Raw genomic sequence first — 25,251 nt, 5'->3', positions numbered from 1 at the left:
CGTTCAGAGCCCGGCGGCGGCGTCCTCGCGGAGGGCGGCCAGGCGTGCGGCGAGGTCCTCCAGGCCGGGGTACTCACCGAGGTCCACGAGCCCCAGCCAGCCCAGCGTGGTCACCCCCTCGGGGTCGCACGCGCCGAGCACGCCTCCCGCGAGCGCCGCGACCGTGTCGGTGTCCCCGCCGAGCGACACGGCGTACGGCAGCGCGGCGGCCGGGTCCGGAGCCTCGCGGATCACGTGGACCACCGCGGCGGCCGTCTCCACGGCGTCCAGGGAGATCCCCTCGGGCGGGGGCGACCACCGCCCGCGCGCGGCGTCCGTCACGGTGCTCATCGGGCCGTAGCGCTCGCCCGCCCAGCGGGCCTCGGCCGCCGCCGCGTCCAGCAGATCGGCCGGGCCGGCCCCCTCCACCGCGTACGACGCCATGGCCGCGATCACGCAGGCCGCCGCCACGGCCGCGGGCGCCCGGTGCGTCGCGGCGGACAGCACCTCGCACAGGCTCCGGCGGCGTCCGGGGCGGTCCGGCGGCACGGCCCAGCCGGCCGGCGCGACGCGCATGGCCGCGCCGTTGGTCGGCAGATCGTCCGCCGAGGGAGCGGGGATCTCCCCCGTCTCGGCGAAGTGCGCGAGGGCGCGCCGCGTCGTCGGCCCGAGGCCGCGCACCGCGGGCGCCGCGCCGGCCAGCCGGGTGAGGAAGTCCATCGAGGAGGGGCGCCCGCCCGTGTCGGCCAGGCAGCCGGCGACCAGCACCATCTGCGCCGTGTCGTCGGAGGTCGCGCCGCGCGGCCAGCCCCGGTCCGGCGCGGGCAGCCGGACGACCTCGGCCGCGTCGACGCGCTCCGGCGGGCGGCCCTCCCACGGCACGCCGAGCGCGTCGCCCGCGGCGAAGGCGAGCATCGCCGCGTGGATCCTCCGCGCGGCGCCCCCGGGTGCGATGAGGGGAAATCGGTCGTCGTACGGCATGCGGGCATGCTAACCACGGCCGCGCAGGCGAAACCCGCCTGTCAGGCGGGCGTCACAGCTGCTCGCGCACGCCCGCCTCGCGCGCCAGCCCCTTCGTCTGGTCGCCCAGGTCGCCCCGGACCGCCGTACGGGCCCGGCCGAGGCGGGCCACGGGGAGGAGCGCGCGCCCGTGCGCGTCCTCCAGCTCGAACGCCAGGGCGGCGTAGTAGGCGACGACCGCGAGCGCCAGACCGGCGACGCCCGCCGTGGTCCTCCATTCCGCGGACGCGGTGAGCTCGTACACGCCGGTGATCGCGAACCTGGTGGCGGACATGACCATCACGGCGGCGGCCACCAGCTTGGGCAGGCCCGCGAGGGCCGGGACGAGCATCGCCGCGGCGGCCGTGAGCAGGACGACGCCCAGCGCCGCGCTGGTGGTGCCGGGCGCGGAGGTGAGCGTGACGCCGCCGATCACCGCCCACGTGCCGGAAAGGACGCCCATCGCGGCCCCGGCGACCGGATCGCGGGCGAGGAAGCCGAGCACGCAGACGAGGAACTGCAGCGGCGCGGTGAACAGCAGCGCGGCCAGGGCGACGACGCGCCCCTGCGCGGCGGGCACCCAGCCGAGTTCCACGGCGGCGAAGGCGGTCGTGGCCAGGGCCAGCCCGAGAAACCCCAGGGGCAGCGGGCTGCCCATGGGCCGCAGGACGACGCGGACGACGCCGGCCTGTCCACCGGCCTGCTCCCCGGGGAGGTCGCGCCCGCTCATCGGCCCGGCGGCACCGGCAGCGGCCGCCGCCCGGTCACGAGCGGTTGCCCGGCTCCTGGGTGCGGCTGCCGAACTCGGCGTGGGGCGGGCACGGCGCCTCCTCGCTCAGCTCATCGCGGCGGAACCGCTCGTGGCAGGCGCGGGCGGGACTCCGCCGGACCGGCCTCTCCCCCGCCCTGTGCGGAGCTTGTGACACCGCGCTCGATACCCCCGGCATGGGAGAACCACGCGGCCCTTGCCCGATTCTTGGCCGGCGAAGGCCCGGCGCGGGACGGCCCGCGTGGGCCGTCCCGGCGGGAGGTCACTTGCCGGCGCTCTCCACGGCCTCGCGCAGCGAGTTCGGCACGAAGGCGACGCTGGTGTCGAGGTCCTTGCCGTCCAGCTTGATGGTCGGCGTGCCGGTCAGCTTCTGCGTGCTCATGGTCTTCTCGGAGAACTGCTGGTGAGCGGCGACGTTGCGCTGCTCCCGCACGCAGTTGTCGAAATCGGGGGCGGTGACGCCGGCCTCCTTGCCCCACTTGATCAGCTCGTCGGCGGTGAAGCCGGTCACGGTCTCACTCGGCTGGTTCTTGTAGAGCTTGTCGTGGTAAGCCAGCCACTGCTGACCGTCGGTCACGCACCGCGCCGCGGAGGCCGCCCGCAGCGAGTTGCCCTTGGTCGGCTCCTGCCCGAAGATCGTGATCGGGTGGTACACGACCTTGGCCTTGCCCTCGGCCGCCAGGTTCTTCAGCGTGGAGCCGCTGGTCTCCTCGAACTGCTTGCACGCCGGGCACTGGAAGTCCTCGAACACGTCGACCACGGGCGCGGTCACGCCGGACTTGGCCATCACGACCGTGCCGTCCTCCTGCACGGTGACGGGAGCGAGGCCGCCCGCGACCTTCTCCGAGGCCCCCTGGCGCACCGACCACACCGCGAAGGCGACCGCGATCACGACGACCACCGCGATGGTCACGATCATCGTGACGCGCTTGCGCTGCTCCTGCTTGCGCAAGGTCTCCCGCTGGGCCGCGATGCGGGCCCTGGCCGCCTCGCTCGTACGCTTGCTCACGAAACTTCCCCCCTGGCTGTTTCCACGACCACGCCCCGCGGTCGCCCGCGGTCACGCGCCGTCGTCCTCACCCTCGTCCGAGCCGTCCTCGTCCGTCGTTTCCCGCTCCCCGGTGAAGCCCAGCGCGGAGTCCAGCGAGAAGCGGCTCGCCGGTCTGACGACGATCCACGCCGCGCAGACGAGCAGTCCGAAGTCGCGCAGCAACTCCCAGAAGTAGTTGGGGTCCTGTCCGGCGGCCAGCGTGCCGTCGCCACCGAAGCAGCCGCAGTCGATGCGCAGCCCTCTGGCCCAGGCGGACGCGATGCCGATGACGAAGGCCACCATCAGCACCCCGCCCACGACCGCCGCCGCACGCGTGAAAAGACCGACGAGCAGCAGCAGGCCGGTGATGATCTCCAGGACGGGCAGGCCGTACCCGACGACCTGCGCGACGGAGTCGGGCAGGAGCTGGTAGGCCCGCACCGCCTGCACCGACAGCGCGGGCGCGCCGATCTTGAGCGCACCGGCGACGATCAGTACGCCGGCGAGCACGACCCGTGCGGCGGTCGTGACCCAGGAGAGCGCGGGCTTCGCAGGCTGTAACCGCTCGGACACCGAGGTGCCGGATGCCAACTGAACCATGAGTCTCCTCGCCCGGTAGGCAACACCGACTGAACAGTACCGGGACCCAACCTCACCATGTGCTGGATAAGAGCATGGTAAGCCGCCTTATCTCGGCCGGTCGTGGCGCACCTACGGGAGAGAAACCTCAGGGCGGCTCAGCGCCGGACACCTCGGGCGAGTTCGGACGCGAGTTCGCGTACGGCCGCGAGACCGGACTTCTCGTCCGGGGCGTCGAGCAGGCGCCGGATGAAGGCGGACCCGACGATGACGCCGTCGGCGTACGCCGCGACCTCGGCCGCCTGGGCGCCGTTCCCGACGCCCAGGCCGACGCAGACGGGCAGCCCGGTGTGCGCCCTGGTCCGCCCGACCAGGCCCTCGGCCGCCGAGCTGACGCTCTCCCTCGCGCCGGTCACGCCCATCAGCGAGGCCGCGTACACGAAGCCCGTGCAGCAGGCGGCGACCCGCTCGATGCGCTCGTCCGGCGAGCTGGGCGCGACGAGGAAGACCGTGTCGATGCCGGCCTCCTTGCTCGCGGCGAGCCAGGGCTCGGACTCCTCGGGAGTCAGGTCGGGCGTGATGGTCCCGACGCCGCCCGCGGAGGCGAGGTCGCGCGCGAAGCGCTCGGCGCCGTAGCGGTCGATCGGGTTCCAGTACGTCATGACCAGCGTCGCGGCCCCCGACTTCGCCACGCCCTCGACGGTGCGCAGCACGTCGGCGATGCGGGTGCCGTTGGTCAGCGACCTGTGCACCGCGTCCTGGATGGTCGGGCCGTCCATGAGCGGATCGGAGTACGGCAGGCCGATCTCGATCACGTCGCAGCCGGCCTCGACCATGGCCGTCGCCGCGGCGACCGCGCCGTCCTTGGTCGGGAACCCGGCCGGCAGGTAGCCGACCAGCGCGGCCCTGTCCTCGGCGCGGGCCTTGTCGAACACCGCTTGGAGTGTCGTCATCGGGATGTCCTGTCGATGCTGATCAGAGGTTGAAGTATTTCATCGCGGTGCCCATGTCCTTGTCGCCGCGGCCCGACAGGTTCACCAGGATGACGGCGTCGGGACCGAGTTCGCGGCCCAGCCGCAGCGCGCCCGCGAGCGCGTGCGAGGACTCGATGGCCGGGATGATGCCCTCGGTCCGGGCGAGCAGGGCGAAGGCCTCCATGGCCTCCTCGTCGGTGACGCCCTCGTAGGTCGCACGCCCGGTGTCCTTGAGCCACGCGTGCTCGGGGCCGACGCCGGGGTAGTCGAGGCCGGCCGAGATCGAGTGCGACTCGATCGTCTGGCCCTCCTCGTCCTGCAGGACGTAGGTGCGGGCGCCGTGCAGCACGCCGACGCTGCCCTCGGTCAGGGTCAGCGCGTGCTCGCCCGTGTCCACGCCCCGGCCGCCGGCCTCGTAGCCGTACAGCTTGACGTCCTGGTCCTCCATGAAGGCGTGGAAGACGCCGATGGCGTTCGACCCGCCGCCGACGGCGGCGCAGACGGCGTCGGGCAGGCGGCCGGTCAGCTCGAGGACCTGACGGCGCGCCTCGACCCCGATGATCCGGGCGAAGTCCCTGACGATCTCCGGGAACGGGTGCGGCCCGGCGACCGTGCCGAACAGGTAGTGGGTGTGGTCGACGTTGGTGACCCAGTCGCGGAACGCCTCGTTGATGGCGTCCTTGAGGGTCTGGCTGCCGTTGGTCACCGGCACGACCGTCGCGCCGAGGAGCTTCATCCTGGCCACGTTGAGCGCCTGGCGCTCGCAGTCGACGGCGCCCATGTAGATGACGCACTCCAGGCCCATCAGCGCGGCGGCGGTGGCGGTGGCGACGCCGTGCTGCCCCGCCCCGGTCTCCGCGATGACGCGCCGCTTGCCGAGCCGCTTGGTCAGCAGGGCCTGGCCGAGCACGTTGTTGATCTTGTGTGCGCCCGTGTGGGTCAGGTCCTCGCGCTTGAGCAGGATCCGCGCGCCGCCCGCGTGCCCGGCGAACCGCGGCACCTCGGTCAGCGTCGTCGGACGGCCGGCGTACGTGCGCAGCAGGTGGTCGAACTCGCGGATGAATTCGAGGTCGGTCTTGGCCTTCTCGTACTCCGCGGCGACCTCGTCGAGGGCCGGGATGAGCGCCTCGGGGACGTACCTGCCGCCGAACCTGCCGAACTTGCCGTGGACGTCCGGGTCGTCGCCGCGGACCCCGCCACCGGCCAGGTCGGCGGGGGTGATCATGGTCCCTTCCGTCGGGGTCACGCGGCCTCCCTCTGCAGCGCTGTCGTTCACGAGTGCCTCTCGGAGCCGGTGTCCTGCCGCGAGGCCGGGTGGGCGCCGGCGGTCACCAGGTCGTTGACCGCGGCCTTGGGGTCCCTGCCGGTGACCAGGCTCTCGCCCACCAGCACCGCGTCCGCCCCCGCCCGCGCGTACGCGAGCAGGTCGTGCGGGCCGCGCACGCCCGACTCGGCGATCTTGATGACGCCGTCCGGCACCTTGGGCGCGAGCTTGGCGAACACCTCGCGGTCCACCTCGAGCGTCTTGAGGTTGCGGGCGTTGATCCCGATGATCTTCGCGCCGGCGTCGACCGCCCGGACCAGCTCCTCCTCGGTGTGCACCTCGACGAGCGGGGCGAGCCCGATCGACTCGGCCCGCTCGATCAGCGAGACGAGCGCCTGCTGGTCGAGGGCCGCCACGATGAGCAGGGCGAGGTCCGCGCCGTGCGCCCTGGCCTCCCACAGCTGGTAGGAGGTGACGATGAAGTCCTTGCGCAGGATGGGGATGTCCACGGCGGCGCGCACGGCGGCGAGGTCGGCGAGGGTGCCGCCGAACCTGCGCCGCTCCGTCAGCACGCTGATGACGTGGGCGCCGCCCTCCTCGTAGTCCGCCGCGAGCGCGGCGGGGTCGGCGATGGCGGCGAGCGCGCCCTTCGAGGGGCTCGAGCGCTTCACCTCCGCGATGACCGACACCCGGTCGCCGCCGAGCGCGGCATAGGCGTCACGGGGCTCGGGGGCACGGGCGGCGAGCCGCTTGAGCTCCTCGATCGGCACGTCGCGCTGCCGCTCTTCGAGGTCCTCCCGCACGCCCAGGATGATGTCCTCAAGAACACTCACGCGTCCTCCTCGCTCTCGGCTCGGAGCTCGCGCGATTTGCCTGTCCGCTCGCTCACGCGTAAGGGTCCCTCCGGTCGGCTGCTCTGCGTGTCCTGCCCTGCGATGGTATCGGCCCGTCTCGCGTCGATCCGCCACCGGGTCGAGTCAGGGTGCGAGGAAATGCCCGAAAGGCGTGTTCCGTATTACCCAAAAAACGATCACGATGGCGAGAAGTCCCCACAGGTACGCGGGGTGCGCGAGGTTCGTGCGCACAGGCCGTCCCTGCCATGATCGTAATGCCCACAGGGCCCATCGGTAGAACAGGAACGGGACGGCCGCGACCAGGAGCGGATTGAGGTGCAGGGCGCTCAGCACGTCGGCGTGTCCCAGGGCGTGGACGGCGCGCAGCGAACCGCATCCGGGACAGTAGAGCCCGGTGAGGAAGAGAAGCGGGCAGGTCGGATAGTGCCCGGGCTGGTTCGGGTCCACGGAGGTGACGTACGCGGCCGCCGCCGACGCGACGGCCGCCACGCCGAGCGGCGCCAGCAGGGACCGCAAGCGGTCCGCCGGGCGCCGCGCCGGGACGATCGGTGTCATGACCCTCAGTATGACGTGGTCGAGGTGCTGAAGCTGAAGACCCCGAGCACGACGACCAGGAGGATGTAGAGGACCACCAGCACGATGCCGGTGATCAGCGACGCCATCCACCACTTCTTGGCCGACTCCGAGGCCGCGATCGCGCCCTGGTAGTCGCCCGCCATCCACTTGGAGTTGACCTGACTGGCGAAGACGATCGACACGACACCCAGCGGGAGGCAGCACAGGATCGTCGTGACGATCGCCATCACCAGGTGGTTGTTCGGGGGGGCGCCGCCGGGCGGCATCGGGGCGCCGTAGCCGCCGCCGGGAGGCGGAGGCGGGGGGAAGCCGCCGGGGTTGCCGGGGTCGTAGCTCATTTGTCGCTCCTGCTGTCGGTAGGGAGAGAGTTCGGTGTGAGACGGGAGCCGGATCGGCGCCGCTTCGCCGCGTCCGCCGCGAGTACCCGCGATCAGAGCACGGCGGGCGCCGCGCCGCGGCCTTCCCTGGCGGTCCGTGCCAGCCGGTCCACGGCGACGTGGCCGGAGATCACACCGATGATCGACGCGAGGGCGCACAGGAGCGGGGCGATCGCCGTTCCGCCGGTGGCCCGCCCCGGGGAAGGCGGGCACCCGTACGGAGCCGGAGACGGACACCCGTGAGCACCCGCGCGCGGGTGTGGGCGTCCCCCGCCGGACGGGTGGGCGCCGAGGCCCCCCGAGCCGTCCGGCCGGTGCTGGTAGCTCATCCGAAGCTCCCGTGAAATCCTTCAGGTCGGCGGGAAGCTTAGCGAGAAGGAAGGGCCCGTTCAGGGCAAAACCGAGCTTTGTGGGCAACTTGTGATCAAACAGTTGGGAACGGTCCAAGATCGCCCGCGTTCACGCCGTCGCCCATGTGGGGTTGTTCACGCGGTGGGGTCGTCGCCCTCGTCGATGGCGTCCCACATCGCCCTGTCGGCGTCCTTGACCCGGGCCGTCCCGCCGGTTTGCGCGCGCCCGCTCGCCCGCTCGTACCTGCTCGACATGCCGGGCCAGCGCGCGCTCAGCACCACCGCCGCGGCGCCCGCGCCGGCCAGGACGATCCCGCCCGCGGCGGCCAGCACCGGCCAGACCCACGCGCGCGACTCCACGGAGATGTGACCGGCGGACGTCACCGCGGTCGTCACGTGCCCGGCGGCGGCCGCGGCGATGGTGCCGCCGCGCGTGCCGTCCCACGCCCCCGCCGCGACCGCCGCGCCGAGGAGCGCCACGACCACGCTCGTCACCCGCCGCGCGACCCCCCGGGTCGCCAGTACGGCCAGCACGGCGGCGAGCGCGGCCAGCGCCGCGGGGGTCAGCCAGGCGACCAGGTCGTTGCCGGTGAGGGAGCCGCCGCCCGCTCCGGCGGGGCCCCCCGCCGTGCCGAGCGTGACCCAGACGCGGCCCGCGGCCAGCAGCGCGAGCCCGCCGCCCACGGCGCAGGCGGCCAGCCAGGCGAGCAGCGGGCGCCGAGCCGTACGCGTCCGGTCCTCGGCGGGCGCCGGGGCGGTCACGGCGCGCCGCTCACGTCGAGGACGTCGGCGTCGAAGCAGGTGCGGTCACCGGTGTGGCAGGCCGCCCCCACCTGGTCGACCTTGAGCAGGATCGTGTCGCCGTCGCAGTCGAGCGCCACGTGCCTGACCCACTGCACGTGGCCGGAGGTGTCGCCCTTCACCCAGTACTCCCCCCGGCTGCGGGACCAGTAGGTCGCCCGGCCGGTGGTGAGCGTGCGGTGCAGCGCCTCGTCGTCCATCCAGGCGAGCATGAGCACCTCGCCGGTGTCGTGCTGCTGGACGATCGCGGGCACCAGGCCGTCCGGCGTGCGCTTGAGCCGGTCGGCGATCTTCGGGTCGAGGGCCATGACGCCAATTGTGCCGCAGGCCCCGGCCGCCCCCTTCTCCGCCGCCGCTGCCGGGCCGCGCTGTTTCTGAACGGTGGGAAAGCGGCGGGCTTCCGGCCCGCTGCCACCAGGTGTCCGGATCACCTGCGGCTATTTCTCGGCGCCATACGGCTGGACGGCGTTTCAGCCGTGTTAGGCCGGGAGTCATCCCCGCTGTCAAACATCCCCAGTGGACGCACCCTCGACGCCACCACCGGGGAGCATCATGGATTCCGCCCTCAGCCGCCGCGCTTTCCTACTCGCCTCCGGCATGACCGCCTCGGGCGTCGCGCTGGAGATCGCACTCGCCTCCGCTCCTGCCGCCTCCTCGGCCGCGACGCCCTCCGCCACGACGCCCCTGACGACGATCCGCGCCGTCGCCAGGCCGCACGGCGCCGGCGGATACCGCAGGCTGTCCGACGGCCCCGGCTGGCGCCGGGTGACGCGGACGGAGCTGGCCGAGGCCAAGAAGGGCAGGGCCGAGCGCCGTACCGCGCTGGCCTGCTTCGTCCAGTTCACCGACCTGCACATCACCGACGTGCAGAACCCGCAGCGCTATGAGTTCCTCCGCGCCGGGGACATGAGCTCATGGCGCCCGCAGGAGGCGTTGACCGCCGTCGGCGCCGTCTCGCTGATCGAACAGGTCAACTCCCTGCGGTACGGCCCGGCGACGCGGGCGCCGATCGGCTTCGTCATGACCACCGGTGACAACACCGACAACAACTCCCGCATCGAGACGGAGTGGTTCCTCACCGCCATGACCGGCGGCCGATTCACCCCCAACACGGGCGACCCCGGCGCGTACGAGGGCGTGCAGAGCTCCGGTCTGGGCCTCTACTGGCAGCCCGGCTCCGGCGTGCGCGACATCGACAAGCGGGTGGGATTCCCCCACCTGGACGGCTTCCTGGAGGCGGCCATCCGCGAGGTGAGCAGCCCCGGCCTGGCCGTCCCGTGGTATTCCACCGTCGGCAACCACGACCAGCTCTTCGGCGGAGCCTATTCCACGGCCGGCGGTTTCTTCGCCGACCTGGCCACCGGCTCGCGCAAGCTGTTCGCCCTGCCCGCCTCCGAGGCCGGCGCGGTCTACCGGGCGCTGCGCCGGGGCGACCCCACGGGCGCCCGTTTCCGCGCCGCGTGGAAACGCTACAGGGGCAAGGCCCGCACGGTCACCGCCGACGAGCGCCGCGCCCCGTTGAGCCCGCACGCCTACATCGCCGCGCACCTCGACCCGAGGTACACCGGCTCGGGACCCGTCGGCCATGGCTACACGCGGGACAACCTCGACAGCGGCCGGTTGGACTACTCCTTCCGGATCGCCGACGGGGTCGTCGGCATCAGCCTGGACACCACCGACCGCGGCGGCGACTACCGCGGATCGGTCGGCACCCGGCAGCTGGCCTGGCTGGAGCGGACCCTGAAGACCCACGCGGACGACATCGCCCTGATCTTCAGCCATCATCCGAGCTGGTCCATGACCAACCTCGGCCCCGATCCGGCCCGCCCGCACGAGAAGCGCCACGGCGGGCAGGAGCTGCTGGCGGTGCTGAGGAAGCACGGCAACGTGGCCGCGTGGATCAACGGCCATTCCCACCTCAACAGGATCGTCCCTCACGGCGGCCTCTGGGAGATCTCCACCGCCTCCCACGTCGACTACCCGCAGCTGGCGAGGGTCGTCGAACTGGCCGACAACCACGACGGGACACTGTCCCTGTTCACCACGCTGGTGGAGTCGGCCGCGCCGCACCGCACCGACTTCACCGACCTGTCCCAGCGCGGCCTGGCCGCCCTCTACCGGGAGCTCTCGTTCAACTCCCCCGGCATGCGGAGCGGGCTGGCCGGCCTGCCCGGCGACCGCAACACCGAGCTTCTGCTGAGAAGGCGCTGAAGGCGACCGGCGACCCGCGTCAGCGTGTGGTGGTGGCGGTCGTCCAGGAGGCGTAGAGGTCGGCGTACACGCCGGGCTGCTCGACCAGGACGGCGTGCGGCCCGCGCTGCACGATCCGGCCGTGCTCGAACACCAGGACCTCGTCGGCCGCCTGGGCGGTGGACAGGCGATGGGCGATCGAGACCGCCGTACGGCCCCGCGTGACGCCGTCGAGAGCGCGGGCGAGCCGCACCTCGGTGGCGGGGTCCACGGCGGAGGTGGCCTCGTCGAGCAGCAGCAGGTCGGGGTCGGCGAGGTAGGCCCGGGCGAGGGCGACCAGCTGCCGCTCCCCGGCCGACAGCGACTCGCCCCGCTGGCCCACGGGGGTGTCCAGGCCGGCGGGCAGGCCGTCGAGCCAGTCCGCCAGGCCGAGCTCGGTCAGCGCCCGGGTGATCTCCTCCCGGGTCGCCGAGGGCCGGCCGAAGCGGATGTTGTCCTCCAGCGTCGAGTCGAACAGGAAGCCGTCCTGCGGGACCATCACGATCCGCTCCCTGAGCGAGGAGAAGCTCACGGTGCGCAGGTCGACACCGTCCACGAGGATCCGGCCGGAGGTCGGGTCCATGAGCCGGGTGAGCAGCTTGGCGAAGGTCGTCTTGCCCGAGCCGGTCTCCCCCACCACCGCGATCCGCGTGCGCGGCGGGATGTCCACGGACACGTCGTGGAGCACGGGCGGTCCGCCCGGGTAGGCGAAGCCCACGCCGTCGAAGCGGACCGAGATCGGGCCGCGCGGCAGCGTCGCGCCGTCCACCGGGTCGGCCACGTCGGCCGGGGTGTCGAGCACGCCGAGGATGCGCCGCCACCCGGCGATCGCGTTCTGCGCCTCGTTCAGCACCTCGGTCGCGGTCTGCAGGGGGCTGATGAACAGCGTGATCAGGAACAGGAACGCGATGAGCCGCCCCGCCGTGATCGAGTCGGCGACGCCCAGCCAGACCCCGGCCACGACCACCAGCGCCACCGAGATCGAGGCGACCAGCTCGGTGGTCGGGAACGTGAACCCGACGATCTTCTGGGCCCGGGTCTGCGCCGCGCGCATGCCGTCCACCGCCGTGTCGATCCGCTCGGCCGTGCGGTCCTCCGAGCCGTACGCCCGGATCACCGCGCTGCCGACGACCGACTCGCTGACGGCGGCGAGCACGTCGCCGGCGCGCTCGCGCACCCGGGTGTAGGCCCGGGCCACCAGGCGCTGGAACCGGGGCAGGGCCAGCATCAGCGGCAGGAAGCAGGCCCACACGAGCAGCGTGAGCTGCCAGGAGTAGACGGCCATGAGCACGGTCGCCACCACCAGCTGGCCGGCGGACACGATGACCATCAGCCCGCCCCACTGCATGAACGTGCTGATCTGGTCCACGTCGCCGGTCACCCGGGAGACCAGGCCGCCGCGCCGCTCGGTGTTCTGCGTCAGCACCGACAGGTCGTGCACGTGGCGGAAGCCCTTGCCGCGCAGGGCCGCCAGGCCCGACTCGGTGGAGCGGTAGAGCCGGACGTTCATCAGGTAGCCGCAGAGCGCGGTCAGCACCACCGCGAGCGCGCACAGCGCGACCGCGTTCCGGATGAACGGCAGGTCGGGCACGCCCGACCCCAGGCCCCGGTCGATCACCTGCTGCACGGCGATCGGCACGACGACCTTGCCCAGTGTGGCCAGCACGGCCAGCACGAGCGTCCCGGTGAGCCCGCGGCGGAACTCCGGCGACAGCCGCAGGCCCTGCCTGAGCGTCTCCAGCGCGCCCCGGTCGGCCGACCGGAGGGACGAAGTCTGTCCTATGGCCGTGTCGGTCATGCGATGACCTCCTCGTCGGTGTCGTCGCGGATGTCGTCGCGGATGTCGTCGCGGATGTCGTCGCGGACGTCGAGCTCGGCCCGCTCGGCCTCCTCGCGCTCGTAGGCGGTGACGAGGTCGCGGTAGCCCGCGCAGCGAGTCAGCAGCTCCTCGTGGGTGCCGTGGTCGGCGACCACGCCCTGCTCCAGGTACACGACCTCGTCGGCCAGCGCGATCGTCGCCATCCGGTAGGCGACCACGATCACGGTGGCCTCGGCCGCGCCGTCGCGCAGGCCGTACAGGATGCGCTTCTCCACCTGCGGGTCGACGCTGGAGGTGGCGTCGTCGAGGATGAGCAGCCGGGGCTCGCGCACGATCGCGCGGGCCAGCGCGAGGCGCTGCCGCTGCCCGCCCGACAGCGTCGCGCCGCGCTCGCCGATCCTGGTGTCCAGGCCGGACGGCAGCGCGCTGACGAAGCCGTCGGCCTGCGCGAGCCGCAGCGCGGCCCAGATCCGCTCGTCCGGCACCGCCGCGCCGAGCGCGAGGTTGCCGCGCACGGTGTCGTCGAACAGGAACGTCTGCTGCGGGACGAGCGCCACCGAGTCGCTCACCCCGCCCCTTGCCACCGCGCGCAGGTCGACGCCGTCGACGCGGACGACGCCCTTGTCGGGGTCGATCAGGCGCGCCAGCAGCTGGGTGAGCGTCGACTTGCCCGCTCCGGTCGGCCCGACGACCGCGATCGTGCGGCCCGGCGCGACCGTGAAGGTCACGTCCGTCAGCACCGGGCTCCCCGGCACGTACGCGTAGCCGACGCCCTCGGCCTCGATCCGGGCCGGACCGGAGGCGTCCAGCCGGGCGGAGCCGTACTCCATGGAGCCGGAGGCGTCGAGGACGTCCCTGACCCGCGTCCAGCCGACGACGCTGCGCGGCAGCTCGGCCAGCACCCAGCCGAGCGCCCGGATGGGGAAGGCGAGCAGGGTGAACAGGTAGGCGACCTGGATCAGGTCGCCGGCCGCCACGCCGCCCGACTCCAGCCGCAGCGACCCGACGAGCAGCACGGCCAGCACGCCCAGCGTGGGCAGCGCCTCCAGCATGGGGTCGAACAGCCCGCGGACCCGGCCGACCGCGACGTTGGCGTCCCGCAGCGCGTCGGCCTTCGCCTGGAACCGTGCGGTCTCGGCGTCCTCGCGGCCGAGGGTCTTGACGACGAGCGCGCCGTCGAAGCTCTCGTGCGCGACCTCGCTCACCTCGGCCCGCAGTTGCTGCGCCCGCATCGCCAGCGGCGAGAGCCTGCGCTGGTAGACCAGGTTGAGCACGGCCACGGCCGGGAAGATCAGGAACCCGACGAGGGCGAGCACCGGGTCCACCAGCACGATCGCCGCGGCCGCCGTCACGAGCATCACGACCACGCCCACCGCCATCGGCAGCGGCGCGAGCGGCCCCCAGGCCGCCTCGACGTCGGAGTTGGCGTTGGACAGCAGCTGCCCGGTCGGGTGACGGTGGTGCCAGGCGAGGGGCAGCCGCAGGTACTGCCGGGTGACCGCGCGGCGGGAGTGGGCCTGCATGCGGTACTGGTGGATCCCGGCCATGATGCGCCGGCCCATGATCCCCGCCGCCTTGAGCACCGCGACGCCCACGATCAGCAGGGCCGCGGTGACCAGCGCGCCGCTGCTCGCCGCTCCGTCCCGGAACGCGGGCAGCACCGCGTTGTCGGTCGCCCAGCCGAGCGCCCAGGACGAGGCGACGGTCATCGCGCCGTACAGGGCGCTGGCGAGGACCGCGCCGGTGAAGATCCTCGGCTCGGTTCTGATCGCCACGCCGATGACCTTGAGACCCTGGAGCATGACTGAGCTGCGGGGCCGCGCGGGAGACTCCTTCGTCGGCACGCGGTGCGTTCCTTCCGATCGGGGACCAGCCGGGGCCGCTCCCTGCGAGCGTCCCGGAGGGGGACGTTACCCACTCGGGGACGCCGCCGGATCGGTCACCAGACCGACGCCGCCCGAGCCCTTGGTCCTAGATACTCCCTATCATCCTGATCAAGCTGTTTATTCCTCGGACATGCCCGGCCTCTCGATCCGGTGGCGTGACCGGCGCATAGGCTGATCACGTGACACACGCCCAGACGGAGCGCGCGACGCTCTGCGACCTGCTCGACCGCCTCGGTCCCGGGGCGCCCACGCTGTGCGAGGGATGGACGACCGAGGACCTCGCGGCCCACCTCGTCCTGCGCGAGCGCCGGCTCGACGCCGCGCCCGGCATCGCGCTGCCGCTCCTGGCCGGGCACACCGCCTCCGTGCAGGAGCGCCTCAAGCGGCGTCACCCCTACTCCGAACTGGTCGGGCTCGTCCGGCAGGGGCCGCCGCGCTGGACTCCGTACGGCCTGGTCCCCCGTCTGGACGAGATCGTCAACACCGTCGAGCTGTTCGTCCACCACGAGGACGTGCGCCGGGCGCAGGCCGGATGGGAGCCCCGCGTCGTCCCGAGGGACCTGCAGGAGGCGCTCTGGCACCGGCTGCGCGGCACCGCCCGGCTCTTCCTGCGCAAGGCCCCGGTGGGGGTCGTGCTCCGCCGTCCCGACGGGGCGAAGGCGCCCGGGCGCATGGCCGAGCCGGCCGTGGTGGTCACCGGCGAGCCGTCGGAGCTGACGCTGTTCGTCTTCGGCCGGCAGGCGCACGCCCGGGTGACGTACGACGGGGACGCCGCGGCCGTCGCCCGGCTGCGGGCCGCCCGATTGGGGCCATGACACCGGAGTCTGCGGACTTGTCCGGAATCCTCCACGTAAACGCCGCGCAATGGGGCAGCATGAGAGCAGCCACGATGTGTGGGAGCGTTTGGGAGCCCCGGATGAACCTCAAGAAGGTCCTGACCTACCTGGCCATCGCGTTCGTGATCTTCTACTTGTTCACGCAGCCCGCGAACGCCGCCGGCGCGGTCAGGAACCTGTTCGGGGGCATCACCACGGGGGCCGAACGCCTGTCCGCGTTCTTCACCTCGCTCTTCTCGGGCTGATCGGCCGGATCCCCGGCGAGGCCGTCCGCGCGCTCGTCTCACGATGAGGGCGGAACGGCCTCATGTCCTCGCGGCTAGTTATGATCAAAACTGCCGCCGGGTACAAACGACCGGGATACCGACTGCAGGAGGCCCCCCGATGAAGGCGAAGAAGGTTCTTACGTACGCGGCCATCGCGTTCGTGGTCTTCTACCTCTACAGCCAGCCGCAAGCGGCGGCGGGCGCCGTGCGAGGCGTGTTCGACACGGTCAACACCGGAGCCAGCCGGCTGGCGACCTTCTTCACCTCGGTCCTGAGTTGAGGCGGCGGACCCCCCGCTCCCGCTCTCCGTCCCGGCGGCCCCGCCGATAACCATTTCGCATGACCCGAGCCGCGAGGCTCTCCGCGCACCAGGGCCGGCAGGGCATCCGCCTTGCTCCGCCGGCCTCTCCTTCCGCGACCCCTCGGCACTCCCCAACTTCCCCCGAATCCCGTTTCCACACCGCCGGGCGACGGGAGCGCGGGCGACCTACCCGGCCCGCCGGTGCTCGGTGAGCTCGTACTCGACGAACGCTCCGATCATCGCCCGCCAGACGGCCTCGGCGACCTCCGGCGACAGCCCCTCGCGCTCCGCCCTCTCCCGTGCCGCCGTCACGACGCGCTCCACCCGGTCGGGAGCCCGTACGGACTGCTCGTCCGTCTTGAACGAAGCCGCCGCGCGGACGAGTCGCTGCCGTTCGGCCAGCAGCGTCGTCAGGCGGGCGTCGATCTCGTCGATCCGGTGGCGGACCTCGTCGAGTGAGGTGGGGTCGGACACGCGTTCCCTCCGATGGTCAGTGAAGATCACTGGCAACCCTAGGGCACGCCCGCGGAGCATGGCCGATAAAAGACCACACAATCGCTCATGCCGGTTTTCGCCCACTATCGCCCTATTTGGGGCGTTTGGTATGGACGCTTCCCGCAGGACCGGCCGACCATTGAGGAGGCGGGCTCCGGAGCGCCGCGGGATCCCTCTACGGACAGGAGACAGCTATGCGTGCCAAGCGTTTCCCGAGCCTGCTGGGCCTGGCGTTCCTCGCGGCCGTCGGTCTCGCGGCGGCCCAGCCGTCCCACCAGGCGTCCGCCGCCACGACCTGCTGGGGCGACGGCGGGTGCGGCCAGGGCGGCTCCTACCAGGGCCAGTGGCAGTACCAGTCGATGGCGTCCTCCTCGCTCGGCACCGGTCCGGACGCCTACCCCACGGCGATCGTCGACGTCGACTGAGGACCCGGGACCGAGGACCCGCGACCGGGGGCCGGGACCCGGCCCCCGGTGGCGCTCAGCGGACCGGGTGACCGGCCGCGCGCAGCGTGTCCTTGACCTCGTGGATCTTGAGCTGGCCGAAGTGGAAGACCGAGGCGGCCAGCACGGCGTCCGCCCCGGCGTCCACTGCGGGCGGGAAGTCCTCCAGCCGCCCCGCGCCGCCGGAGGCGATCAGCGGGACGCTCACCGCGGCCCGTACGGCCCGCAGCATCTCCAGGTCGAATCCCGACTTGGTGCCGTCGCCGTCCATCGAGTTGAGCAGGATCTCGCCGACGCCGAGCTCCTCCCCGCGCCTGGCCCACTCCACCGCGTCGATGCCGGTCCTCCGGCGCCCGCCGTGGGTGGTCACCTCGAACCCGGAGGGCGTGGGCGGCCCGTCGACCACCCGGCGCGCGTCCACCGACAGCACGATGCACTGCGACCCGAACCTGCGCGAGGCCTCCGTCAGCAGTTCCGGCCTGGCGATGGCGGCGGTGTTGACGCCCACCTTGTCGGCGCCCGCGCGCAGCAGCCGGTCCACGTCGTCGACCGAACGCACTCCCCCGCCGACGGTCAGCGGGATGAACACCTGCTCGGCCGTACGGCGCACCACGTCGAGCATGGTCTGCCGCTCGCCCGAGGACGCGGTGATGTCGAGGAAGGTCAGCTCGTCGGCCCCCTCGGCGTCGTAACGGGCGGCCAGCTCGACCGGGTCGCCGGCGTCCCTGAGGTTCTCGAAGTTGACCCCCTTGACGACCCGGCCCGCGTCCACGTCCAGGCAGGGGATCACCCGCACCGCCACCGTCATCGCTCAGCCCCCGTCGCTGACACGTTCCACCGGCCGGTACGCCTCGACCTCGACCTCGACCAGCATGCGCGCGTCGACCAGCCCGGCGACCTGCACGCTCGTGCAGGCGGGCCGTACGTCGCCGAAGATCTCGCCGTGGGCCCTGCCCGCCGCGTCGAAGTCGTCGGCGTTCACCACGTACATCCGGGTGCGCACCACGTCGGCCCGGGTGGTGCCGGCCTTCTCGACGGCGTCCAGCGCGATGGAGAAGGCGGTGAGCGTCTGCTGGTAGGCGTCGCCCACGTGCCGGACCTCGCCGCCCACGGTGGCGGTGCAGCCGGAGACGAGCACGTGCGGCCCGGCCACGACCGCGCGGGCGTAGCCGTAACGGTCCTCCCAGGGGCCGCCGGAGGAGATCCGCCCTTCGGGCATCTGGGCGCTCATCCGTTCTTCACCGCCGCGAGCGCCTCTTCCAGCGTGAACGCCTGGGCGTAAAGCGCCTTGCCCACGATGGCGCCCTCGACGCCGTCCGGCACGAGCGTCGCGATCGCCCGCAGGTCGTCGAGCGAGGACACCCCGCCGCTGGCGATGACCGGGCGGTCGGTACGCGCGCAGACCTGGCGCAGCAGGTCGAGGTTGGGGCCGCGCAGCGTGCCGTCCTTGGTGACGTCGGTGACGACGTAGCGGGGGCAGCCCTCGGACTCCAGCCGGTCGAGCACCTCCCACAGGTCGCCGCCCTCCTGGGTCCAGCCGCGGGCCGCCAGCGTGGTGCCGCGCACGTCCAGCCCCACGGCGATGCGGTCGCCGTGCTCGGCGATCGCCCTGGCGCACCACTCGGGGTTCTCCAGCGCGGCGGTGCCGATGTTCACGCGGCGGCAGCCGGTGCTCAGCGCGGCCTCGAGCGAGGCGTCGTCGCGGATCCCGCCGGACAGCTCCACGTGCACGTCGAGCGCGCCGACGACGGAGGCGAGCAGCTCGCGGTTGCTCCCCCGGCCGAACGCCGCGTCGAGGTCGACCAGGTGGATCCACTCCGCGCCGGCCTTCTGCCAGGCGAGGGCGGCGGCGAGCGGATCCCCGTACGAGGTCTCCGTCCCCGCCTCGCCCTGCACGAGGCGGACGGCTTGGCCGTCGGCGACGTCGACGGCTGGGAGCAATACGAGCGACATTTGGTCAAGACCTCCGGTCGAAAACGATGGTGACAAGCACCGGGAGCAGCAGGATCGAGCCGAGGAACACGCCCAGCCGGGCCGTCCACGAGTCGAGCAGGATCCAGGCGAGCACCTGGACGAGGAACCACAGCACGGCGACGACGCCGTTCTCCGTGCGGCGGCGGCGGGCGAGGTAGCCCCGCTGCCTGGCCACCCGCACCGGCCGCCGGGGCAGCACCGCGGCCACGGCTCCGGCGACGGGTCCGACGAGCCGGTCGCGCACCTCGCGCCGCCTGGCGGCTTTCGCCTCCCGAGCGGCGCGGGCCGCCGCGAGGCGTTCGCGCTCGGCTTCGCGCTCCGCTCTCCGGCGGGCCCGTTCCTTGCTCATCGGGCCTCCCGCTCAGGTCCGGTCACGGCCTGGCCGGCCGTACGCGCCGCAGCCCCGCCGTCTCCCAGTGTCGCACCGCCGCGTCGAGATTTCGCCTGCCGGACACGCTCACAACGTGCTCAGCCAGTTGTTGAGCAGGACGGCCCCCGCGTCCCCGGACTTCTCCGGGTGGAACTGGGTGGCCATGAGGGCGCCGTTCTCGGCGGCGGCCACGAACGGCACGCCGTGCTCGGCCCAGGTGACCAGCGGCTCGCGGAAGCCGTCGCCGGCCTTCAGCACCCAGTCGCGCACGCCGTAGGAGTGCACGAAGTAGAAGCGCGTGCCCTCGTCAAGACCGCGGAACAGCACGCTGCCCTCGGGCACGGTGACGGTGTTCCACCCCATGTGGGGCAGCACGGGCGCGTCGAGCCGCTCGACCGTGCCCGGCCACTCGCCGCAGCCCTCCGTGTGGACGCCGTGCTCGACGCCCTTCTCGAACAGGATCTGCATGCCGACGCAGATGCCGAGCACCGGGCGCCCGCCGGCCAGGCGGCGGCCGACGATCTGGTCGCCGCGCACGGCCTTCAGGCCCCCCATGCACGCCGCGAACGCCCCGACGCCGGGGACGACGAGCCCGTCCGCGTCGAGGGCCGCGTCGAAGTCGGCGGTGACGGTGACGTCCGCCCCCACCCGGGCCAGCGCCCGCTCGGCCGAGCGGAGGTTGCCCGAGCCGTAGTCGAGCACGACCACGCGCTTGCTCACTGCCACCACATCACCCCCGCGGTGATCGCCAGGGCCGCGCCGACGCCGGCGAGCGCCGCCAGCAGCTTGAGGCCCTGCCGTATGCCCGAGATGACCCCGCCGATCAGGAAGAGGCCGATGAAGATCATGCCTCCGGACGCGAAGGTCATCAGAGAACGCCCTTGGTGCTGGGCACTCCGGTCGCCCGCGGGTCCCGCTCCGACGCCTCGCGCAGCGCCCGCGCGAGCGCCTTGAACTGCGCCTCCACGATGTGGTGCGCGTTGCGCCCGTACGGCACGTGCACGTGGAGGCAGACCGCCGCCTGCGCGACGAACGACTCCAGGATGTGCCGGGTCATGGTGGTGTCGTAGTCGGGCCCGATCATCGGGGCCATGCCCTCGGGCTCGCTGTGGATGAGGTAGGGCCGGCCGGACAGGTCGACCGTGACCTGCGCGAGCGCCTCGTCCAGCGGGCAGGAGGCGCTGCCGAAGCGCCGGATGCCCGACTTGTCGCCCAGGGCCTCGCGGAACGCCGCGCCGAGCGCGATCGAGGTGTCCTCGATCGTGTGGTGGGCGTCGATGTGCAGGTCGCCCTCGGTCTTCACGGTCAGGTCGAACAGCCCGTGCTTGCCGAGCTGGGCGAGCATGTGGTCGTAGAAGCCGACGCCGGTCGCCACGTCGACGATCCCGGTGCCGTCGAGGCCCACCTCGACCAGCACCGACGTCTCCTTCGTCGTGCGCTCGACGCGGCCGCGGCGCTCGTTGAGCTCGGTCATGCGAGGACCCCTTCCAGCGCGGCGCGGAACGCCGCCATCTCTTCCGGCGTGCCGATCGACACGCGCAGCCAGCCCGCGGGGCCGGTCTCCCGGATCAGCACCCCGCGATCGAGCAGTCCCTCCCACACGGACCGCCGATCAGCGAACGTACCGAACAGCACGAAGTTCGCGTCGGAGTCGGCGACCGTGAGGCCGCGCTCCCGCAGCCACTCCACGGTGGCGTCCCGCTCGGCGCGCAGCGCGTCCACGGTGCCGAGCAGCTCCTCGCGGTGCGCCAGCGCCACCCGCGCCGCCGCCTGGGTCAGCGTGGACAGGTGGTAGGGCAGGCGGACCAGCAGCAGGGCGTCGACCACGGCCGGGTCGGCGGCGAGATAGCCGAGCCGGGTCCCGGCCATCGCGAACGCCTTGGACATGGTCCGCGTGACGATCAGCCGGGGGTTGCCCGGCAGCAGGGTCAGCGCCGACGGCGTGCCGGTGCGGGCGAACTCGGCGTACGCCTCGTCGACCACGACCATGCCGGGCGCGGCGGCGAGGACCCGCTCGATCACCTCGAGCGGCAGGGCCGTGCCGGTCGGGTTGTTCGGCGAGGTCAGGAACACCACGTCGGGCCGGTGCTCCTCGATCGCCCGCACGGCGGCGCCGGTGTCGATCGCGAAGTCCTCCTCGCGCAGGCCCTCGATCCACCGGGTGTTCGTGCCGCCCGCGATGATCGGGTGCATCGAGTACGACGGCTCGAACCCGATCGCCGAGCGCCCGGGGCCGCCGAACGCCTGGAGGATCTGCTGGATGACCTCGTTGGAGCCGTTGGCCGCCCACATCTGGCGGGCCGTCAGCCCGTGGCCGAGGTAGTCGGCGAGGTCCTTGCGCAGCTCGACGGCGTCCCTGTCGGGGTAGCGGTTGAGCGTCGCCGCGCCCTGCCGTACGGCACGGGCGAGGTCGTCGATCAGCGCCGCCGAGGGCGGGTAGGGGTTCTCGTTGGTGTTGAGCTGGACCGGCACGTCGAGCTGCGGCGCGCCGTACGGCTGCTTGCCCCGCAGGTCGTCGCGGATCGGCAGGTCGTCGAGGGTCGTCATGCGGGCACTTCCCAGTCGAAGCGGGCGCGGATCGCGGCGCCGTGGGCGGGCAGGTCCTCGGCGTCGGCGAGCGCGCACACGTGCGCCGCGGCCCCGGCGAGCGCCTCGCGGCTGTAGTCCACCACGTGGATGCCGCGCAGGAACGTCTGCACCGACAGCCCCGAGGAGTGGCAGGCGCAGCCGCCGGTCGGCAGCACGTGGTTGGAGCCCGCCATGTAGTCGCCGAGCGACACCGGCGCGTACGGGCCGATGAAGATCGCGCCGGCGTTGCGCACGCGGGCGGCGACCGCGTGCGCGTCGGACGTCTGGATCTCCAGGTGCTCGGCGGCGTAGGCGTCGACGACCTTCAGGCCGTCCTCGACGTCCGAGACGAGCACGATGCCGGACTGGCGGCCGGCGAGCGCCTCGGTGATGCGCGCGGAGTGCCGCGTGGCGGCCACCTGGCCGGGCAGTTCCTTCTCCACCGCGTCGGCCAGCTCGGGGCTGGTGGTGACCAGCACGGCCGCCGCGATCACGTCGTGCTCGGCCTGGCTGATCAGGTCGGCGGCGACGTGCTTAGGGTCGGCGGTCTCGTCCGCGAGGATCGCGATCTCGGTCGGGCCCGCCTCCGAGTCGATCCCGATGCGGCCCTTGAGCAGGCGCTTGGCCGCGGCCACCCAGATGTTGCCGGGACCGGTCACCATCGTGGCGGGGCGGCACTCCTCGGTGCCGTAGGCGAACATCGCCACGGCCTGGGCGCCGCCCACGGCGTACACCTCCTCGACGCCGAGCAGCGCGCAGGCGGCGAGGATCGTGGGGTGCGGCAGGCCGCCGAACTCCTTCTGCGCGGGCGAGGTGACGGCCAGCGAGGGCACGCCCGCCTCCTGCGCGGGAACCACGTTCATGACCACGCTGGAGGGGTAGACGGCGCGGCCTCCGGGGACGTAAAGCCCCACGCGGTCGACCGGCACCCAGCGCTCGGTGACCGTGCCGCCCGGCACGACCTGCGTGGTGGTGTCGGTGCGCCGCTGGTCGCGGTGGACCAGGCGGGCGCGGCGGATCGACTCCTCCAGCGCCGCGCGCACGACCGGGTCCAGCTCCTCGAGGGCGCGCGCGAGGGCCTCGGCGGGCACCCGGGCCGACTCGATCTCGACGCCGTCGAACCTCGCGGTCAGCTCCCGTACGGCTGCCGCGCCGCGATGGCGTACGTCCTCACAGATGGGCCGCACCTTCTCCAGGGCGGCCTCGACGTCGAGTTCGGCGCGGGGCAGCACGTCGCGCAGGTCGGCAGGAAGGGACCCGCGCAGGTCGATACGGGAAATCACCGTCCCAGTCTACGGATGACCAGGGACGGATCCGCGTGTGTCCAGCATGCGGGACGGGCGTTTCACCGGCGGGCGCACCCTCCCGGAGCTGCGACGTCGTCGTCCACGCCCGGTTCGGGGCCCGGACCTTGACGGGTTTCCGGGCAACGATCCACACTCTCGGGCTAGGACAGTCACATTCGGTCAGTCGAAGGCGGGGTCTCGTGCTCCCGGCACAGCGGCATCAGCGGATCATCGAAGCCCTCGGGCGCAAGGGCACCGTGCGCACCGAGGACCTGGCCGCGCTGCTCGGCGTCTCCCACGAGACCGTCCGGCGCGACCTGGCGATCCTGGAGCGCCGCGCGCTGCTCGTCCGCGTCCACGGCGGGGCGACCGCGGCGCCGTCCGGCACCGGCGAGGAGCTGTCCTACCTGGAACGCTCGACGAGCCGGTCCGAGGCGAAGGCCGTGATCGGCGAGCTCGCGGCGCGGCTCCTGCGGCCGGGCCGGACCGTGGTCATCGACGTGGGCACCACGGCCGTCCACGTCGCCAGGGCCCTCCCCCCGTCCTTCCGGGGGGTGGTCGCCACCTGTTCGCTGCTGGTGGCGGCCGAGCTGGCGGGCCGTCCCGGGGTGGAGGTGCTGGTGTCGGGCGGGCGCGTCCGGCAGGGCGACCTCGCCGTCTCCAACGCCCACACGCTCGGGTTCTTCCAGGACCTGCGCGCGGATGTGGCGTTCCTCGGCTCGGGCGGCGTGGACGCCGAGGCCGGGCTCACCGACTACTTCCTGGACGAGGTCGCGACCAAGCGGGTGATCCTCGCCGGCACCGCCCGGACGTACGTGCTCGCCGACAGCTCCAAGCACGGCAGGGTCGCCGCCTACCGGGTGTGCGCCCTGGACGGCCTGGCCGGTCTCATCACCGACGCGGAGCCCCCTCCAGAGCTCGCGTCCGCCCTGGTCAGGGCGGGCGCCGAGGTGATCAACCCATAGGCCGGCCGTCGCGATTCCCCCGGCTCCAGCCAGGAGACGATCCCTGCCCCGTCCCTCCGCTCCGGCCGTGCTGGCGATCGATCAGGGCACCTCGGGCACCAAGGCGGTCGTGGTGGACGGCGACGGCGCGGTCCGCGCGCCGGCCGAGGCGCCCGTCCGCCCCGCATACCTGCCGGGCGGGCGGGCGGAGCAGGACCCCCGCGAGCTGCTCGGCTCGGTGCTGGCCGCCGGGCGGGAGGCCGTCGGGCGGCGGGGTGGCGTTCGTCGTCGCGGGTCAGGCGGCGGTGGCTGGCCGGCCAAGGTGGTCTCGGCTCCGTCGCGGTCGTGAACCGAGGCAGCCATCACGCGCACGACCAGCAGCAGGCCGAGGGCGTCGGTGATGATGCGCCACCGCCTCCCACACGCCGAATAGCCACAATTCATCCTTTATGCGCGCGGCATATATCTGTGGCTCCAATCATTGTGCCGGCGGCGGTTGATTAAGGCGGCAGGTCAGGGAAGAATTAGCACAGGAATTCGAATTCGACTGCGAGGGGGCGCGATGGACACGCTGGGCACTGTCCATAGGCGCTCTCGGCGTCCGAATATTTCTGGTCGGGCATCCCTTTCCGGCAGCACGCGCGTGCCCGGCGACGGAGGCACCGGTGGTCATGCCGACAGCGCGGACGGTGCGGGTAATGCTGCTGGCTCTGGTGCCGGTTATTCCGAGGCCCGTGCCGGTCGGGGCAAGGGCCGGTCGTCGTGGGTGCTGGTGGCCTCGTTACGGGAATCGGCGCAGGCGCTGGCGCTGGCGCCGGTCCCCGACGATGTGGATATCTGCCTGGCCGAGGCCGAGGAGTTGATGTTCGCCCGGGATCGCATCACTGCGGCGTTGGCGGATCGGGTGGGTCGAGTGCATCGGGCGGGGCAGGCCAGGCGGCACGGTCATGCCTCCACCCGTAGCTGGCTGCGCACCTCGGGCGGGATGACGGTGGCGGGAGCAAGCCGGCTGCTGACCCTGGGCATCGAGTTGGCCCGCCTGCCCCTCGTGCGGGAGAAGTTCGCTACGGGTGCGTTGGCGGCGGGGGTGGCAGAGGCCATCTGCACGGCGATCTCCGGGTTGTCGGATGAGCAGGCCGCGCTGGCCGAGTCGATCCTGCTGGAACTGGCCGCCAAGGCGGGTGCGGCGGAGGTGACCAAGGCCGGCCGCTACCTGCGGGCGATACTCGACCCCGACGGCGAGGACCGCGATGAGCGGGCCGACTACGCGCGGCGGTTCCTC

General features: G+C 72.8%; 32 protein-coding genes. 8 read left to right on the top strand and 24 right to left on the bottom strand.

The features are described 5' to 3' along the window. Positions 1-3 precede the first annotated feature (3 nt). From AAH991_RS21775 to hisI, 12 genes are all read right to left on the bottom strand, one after another. Positions 4-960 (bottom strand): ADP-ribosylglycohydrolase family protein, encoded by a 957-nt coding sequence (locus tag AAH991_RS21775; protein ID WP_346227716.1) that lies wholly within the window; start codon positions 958-960, stop codon positions 4-6. Positions 961-1,012: 52 nt separating this feature from the next. Further along, positions 1,013-1,708, bottom strand: coding sequence for an acetate uptake transporter family protein (locus AAH991_RS21770; protein ID WP_346227715.1), 696 nt, complete (start codon positions 1,706-1,708; stop codon positions 1,013-1,015). Positions 1,709-2,009: 301 nt separating this feature from the next. Next, entirely contained in the window at positions 2,010-2,756 is a 747-nt protein-coding gene (locus AAH991_RS21765; protein ID WP_346227714.1) for a DsbA family protein, read from the bottom strand. A gap of 51 nt (positions 2,757-2,807) precedes the next feature. Next, positions 2,808-3,377 (bottom strand): DoxX family protein, encoded by a 570-nt coding sequence (locus tag AAH991_RS21760; RefSeq protein ID WP_346227713.1) that lies wholly within the window; start codon positions 3,375-3,377, stop codon positions 2,808-2,810. Between the two features lie 137 nt (positions 3,378-3,514). Next, positions 3,515-4,309, bottom strand: a complete 795-nt coding sequence (trpA, locus tag AAH991_RS21755) for a tryptophan synthase subunit alpha (RefSeq protein WP_346227712.1) — start codon at positions 4,307-4,309, stop codon at positions 3,515-3,517. 22 nt (positions 4,310-4,331) lie between these two features. Continuing rightward, positions 4,332-5,555: a tryptophan synthase subunit beta gene (gene trpB / locus AAH991_RS21750; protein WP_346227830.1), complete on the bottom strand. Its 1,224-nt coding sequence runs from the start codon at positions 5,553-5,555 to the stop codon at positions 4,332-4,334. A 47-nt stretch (positions 5,556-5,602) separates the two neighbouring features. After that, positions 5,603-6,427 carry an indole-3-glycerol phosphate synthase TrpC gene (gene trpC, locus AAH991_RS21745; protein ID WP_346227711.1) on the bottom strand — a complete coding sequence of 275 codons (825 nt, stop codon included), beginning with the start codon at positions 6,425-6,427 and terminating at the stop codon, positions 5,603-5,605. Positions 6,428-6,571: 144 nt separating this feature from the next. After that, positions 6,572-7,003 carry a DUF2752 domain-containing protein gene (locus AAH991_RS21740; protein ID WP_346227710.1) on the bottom strand — a complete coding sequence of 144 codons (432 nt, stop codon included), beginning with the start codon at positions 7,001-7,003 and terminating at the stop codon, positions 6,572-6,574. A gap of 5 nt (positions 7,004-7,008) precedes the next feature. After that, positions 7,009-7,362, bottom strand: a complete 354-nt coding sequence (locus tag AAH991_RS21735) for a CD225/dispanin family protein (RefSeq protein WP_346227709.1) — start codon at positions 7,360-7,362, stop codon at positions 7,009-7,011. Between the two features lie 92 nt (positions 7,363-7,454). Beyond that, positions 7,455-7,730, bottom strand: coding sequence for a hypothetical protein (locus tag AAH991_RS21730; RefSeq protein ID WP_346227708.1), 276 nt, complete (start codon positions 7,728-7,730; stop codon positions 7,455-7,457). 156 nt (positions 7,731-7,886) lie between these two features. Then, positions 7,887-8,513 carry a Trp biosynthesis-associated membrane protein gene (locus AAH991_RS21725; RefSeq protein WP_346227707.1) on the bottom strand — a complete coding sequence of 209 codons (627 nt, stop codon included), beginning with the start codon at positions 8,511-8,513 and terminating at the stop codon, positions 7,887-7,889. Beyond that, positions 8,510-8,860: a phosphoribosyl-AMP cyclohydrolase gene (gene hisI, locus AAH991_RS21720; RefSeq protein ID WP_346227706.1), complete on the bottom strand. Its 351-nt coding sequence runs from the start codon at positions 8,858-8,860 to the stop codon at positions 8,510-8,512. The genes AAH991_RS21725 and hisI overlap by 4 nt, the downstream gene beginning before the upstream one ends. A gap of 244 nt (positions 8,861-9,104) precedes the next feature. Here hisI and AAH991_RS21715 point away from each other — a divergent pair, with 244 nt between their 5' ends. Then, a complete protein-coding gene (locus AAH991_RS21715) occupies positions 9,105-10,763 on the top strand; it encodes a TIGR03767 family metallophosphoesterase (RefSeq protein WP_346227705.1) in 1,659 nt (552 codons plus the stop codon). 19 nt (positions 10,764-10,782) lie between these two features. On the opposite strand, the gene AAH991_RS21710 is transcribed toward AAH991_RS21715, so the two are convergent. After that, positions 10,783-12,579 carry an ABC transporter ATP-binding protein gene (locus AAH991_RS21710; protein ID WP_346227704.1) on the bottom strand — a complete coding sequence of 599 codons (1,797 nt, stop codon included), beginning with the start codon at positions 12,577-12,579 and terminating at the stop codon, positions 10,783-10,785. Beyond that, on the bottom strand, positions 12,576-14,402 hold the full coding sequence (locus tag AAH991_RS21705; protein ID WP_346227829.1) for an ABC transporter ATP-binding protein: 1,827 nt from the start codon (positions 14,400-14,402) through the stop codon (positions 12,576-12,578). Before AAH991_RS21705 ends, AAH991_RS21710 begins: the two co-directional genes overlap by 4 nt. Positions 14,403-14,665: 263 nt before the next feature. Here AAH991_RS21705 and AAH991_RS21700 point away from each other — a divergent pair, with 263 nt between their 5' ends. The 3 genes from AAH991_RS21700 (at position 14,666) to AAH991_RS21690 (ending at position 15,868) form a co-directional block, all read left to right on the top strand. After that, entirely contained in the window at positions 14,666-15,301 is a 636-nt protein-coding gene (locus AAH991_RS21700; protein WP_346227703.1) for a TIGR03085 family metal-binding protein, read from the top strand. Between the two features lie 101 nt (positions 15,302-15,402). Then, the gene (locus AAH991_RS21695) at positions 15,403-15,567 is read left to right on the top strand and encodes a hypothetical protein (protein WP_346227702.1); all 165 of its coding nucleotides are present in this window, start codon (positions 15,403-15,405) and stop codon (positions 15,565-15,567) included. A 139-nt stretch (positions 15,568-15,706) separates the two neighbouring features. Continuing rightward, complete coding sequence (locus tag AAH991_RS21690) at positions 15,707-15,868, top strand: hypothetical protein (RefSeq protein WP_167530286.1); 162 nt, start codon at positions 15,707-15,709, stop codon at positions 15,866-15,868. 207 nt (positions 15,869-16,075) lie between these two features. Here AAH991_RS21690 and AAH991_RS21685 read toward each other — a convergent pair whose 3' ends face one another. Next, positions 16,076-16,363, bottom strand: coding sequence for a chorismate mutase (locus AAH991_RS21685; RefSeq protein WP_346227701.1), 288 nt, complete (start codon positions 16,361-16,363; stop codon positions 16,076-16,078). 215 nt (positions 16,364-16,578) lie between these two features. Here AAH991_RS21685 and AAH991_RS21680 point away from each other — a divergent pair, with 215 nt between their 5' ends. Further along, positions 16,579-16,809 carry a hypothetical protein gene (locus tag AAH991_RS21680; RefSeq protein WP_346227700.1) on the top strand — a complete coding sequence of 77 codons (231 nt, stop codon included), beginning with the start codon at positions 16,579-16,581 and terminating at the stop codon, positions 16,807-16,809. A gap of 55 nt (positions 16,810-16,864) precedes the next feature. Here the strand turns inward: AAH991_RS21680 and hisF are convergent, their stop codons facing one another. The 9 genes from hisF to hisD form a co-directional block, all read right to left on the bottom strand. After that, positions 16,865-17,635 carry an imidazole glycerol phosphate synthase subunit HisF gene (gene hisF, locus AAH991_RS21675; RefSeq protein WP_346227699.1) on the bottom strand — a complete coding sequence of 257 codons (771 nt, stop codon included), beginning with the start codon at positions 17,633-17,635 and terminating at the stop codon, positions 16,865-16,867. A gap of 3 nt (positions 17,636-17,638) precedes the next feature. Then, positions 17,639-18,058: a RidA family protein gene (locus AAH991_RS21670; protein WP_346227698.1), complete on the bottom strand. Its 420-nt coding sequence runs from the start codon at positions 18,056-18,058 to the stop codon at positions 17,639-17,641. Further along, a complete protein-coding gene (gene priA / locus AAH991_RS21665) occupies positions 18,055-18,780 on the bottom strand; it encodes a bifunctional 1-(5-phosphoribosyl)-5-((5-phosphoribosylamino)methylideneamino)imidazole-4-carboxamide isomerase/phosphoribosylanthranilate isomerase PriA (protein WP_346227697.1) in 726 nt (241 codons plus the stop codon). The genes AAH991_RS21670 and priA overlap by 4 nt, the downstream gene beginning before the upstream one ends. Before the next feature lie 4 nt (positions 18,781-18,784). Next, complete coding sequence (locus AAH991_RS21660; protein WP_346227696.1) at positions 18,785-19,150, bottom strand: hypothetical protein; 366 nt, start codon at positions 19,148-19,150, stop codon at positions 18,785-18,787. 108 nt (positions 19,151-19,258) lie between these two features. Further along, positions 19,259-19,891 carry an imidazole glycerol phosphate synthase subunit HisH gene (gene hisH, locus AAH991_RS21655; protein WP_346227695.1) on the bottom strand — a complete coding sequence of 211 codons (633 nt, stop codon included), beginning with the start codon at positions 19,889-19,891 and terminating at the stop codon, positions 19,259-19,261. Beyond that, complete coding sequence (locus AAH991_RS21650) at positions 19,888-20,040, bottom strand: CG2302 family histidine operon protein (RefSeq protein WP_346227694.1); 153 nt, start codon at positions 20,038-20,040, stop codon at positions 19,888-19,890. The genes hisH and AAH991_RS21650 overlap by 4 nt, the downstream gene beginning before the upstream one ends. Next, the gene (hisB, locus tag AAH991_RS21645) at positions 20,040-20,645 is read right to left on the bottom strand and encodes an imidazoleglycerol-phosphate dehydratase HisB (protein WP_346227693.1); all 606 of its coding nucleotides are present in this window, start codon (positions 20,643-20,645) and stop codon (positions 20,040-20,042) included. The genes AAH991_RS21650 and hisB overlap by 1 nt, the downstream gene beginning before the upstream one ends. After that, positions 20,642-21,718: a histidinol-phosphate transaminase gene (locus AAH991_RS21640; protein ID WP_346227692.1), complete on the bottom strand. Its 1,077-nt coding sequence runs from the start codon at positions 21,716-21,718 to the stop codon at positions 20,642-20,644. Before AAH991_RS21640 ends, hisB begins: the two co-directional genes overlap by 4 nt. After that, a complete protein-coding gene (gene hisD, locus AAH991_RS21635) occupies positions 21,715-23,022 on the bottom strand; it encodes a histidinol dehydrogenase (protein WP_346227691.1) in 1,308 nt (435 codons plus the stop codon). Before hisD ends, AAH991_RS21640 begins: the two co-directional genes overlap by 4 nt. A 203-nt stretch (positions 23,023-23,225) precedes the next feature. Here hisD and AAH991_RS21630 point away from each other — a divergent pair, with 203 nt between their 5' ends. The 3 genes from AAH991_RS21630 to AAH991_RS21620 all read left to right on the top strand — a co-directional run. Further along, positions 23,226-23,990 carry a DeoR/GlpR family DNA-binding transcription regulator gene (locus AAH991_RS21630; protein WP_346227690.1) on the top strand — a complete coding sequence of 255 codons (765 nt, stop codon included), beginning with the start codon at positions 23,226-23,228 and terminating at the stop codon, positions 23,988-23,990. 67 nt (positions 23,991-24,057) lie between these two features. After that, positions 24,058-24,318: an FGGY family carbohydrate kinase gene (locus tag AAH991_RS21625; RefSeq protein WP_346227689.1), complete on the top strand. Its 261-nt coding sequence runs from the start codon at positions 24,058-24,060 to the stop codon at positions 24,316-24,318. A gap of 213 nt (positions 24,319-24,531) precedes the next feature. Beyond that, positions 24,532-25,251 (top strand): DUF222 domain-containing protein (locus AAH991_RS21620; RefSeq protein WP_346227688.1); only part of this gene is annotated, 720 nt, incomplete at its 3' end.

Origin of the sequence: Microbispora sp. ZYX-F-249, from assembly GCF_039649665.1 — a bacterium.
Classification (GTDB): domain Bacteria; phylum Actinomycetota; class Actinomycetes; order Streptosporangiales; family Streptosporangiaceae; genus Microbispora; species Microbispora maris.
Note: the sequence above shows the minus strand (reverse complement) of the source record. Positions and strands in the feature narration are given on the sequence as shown.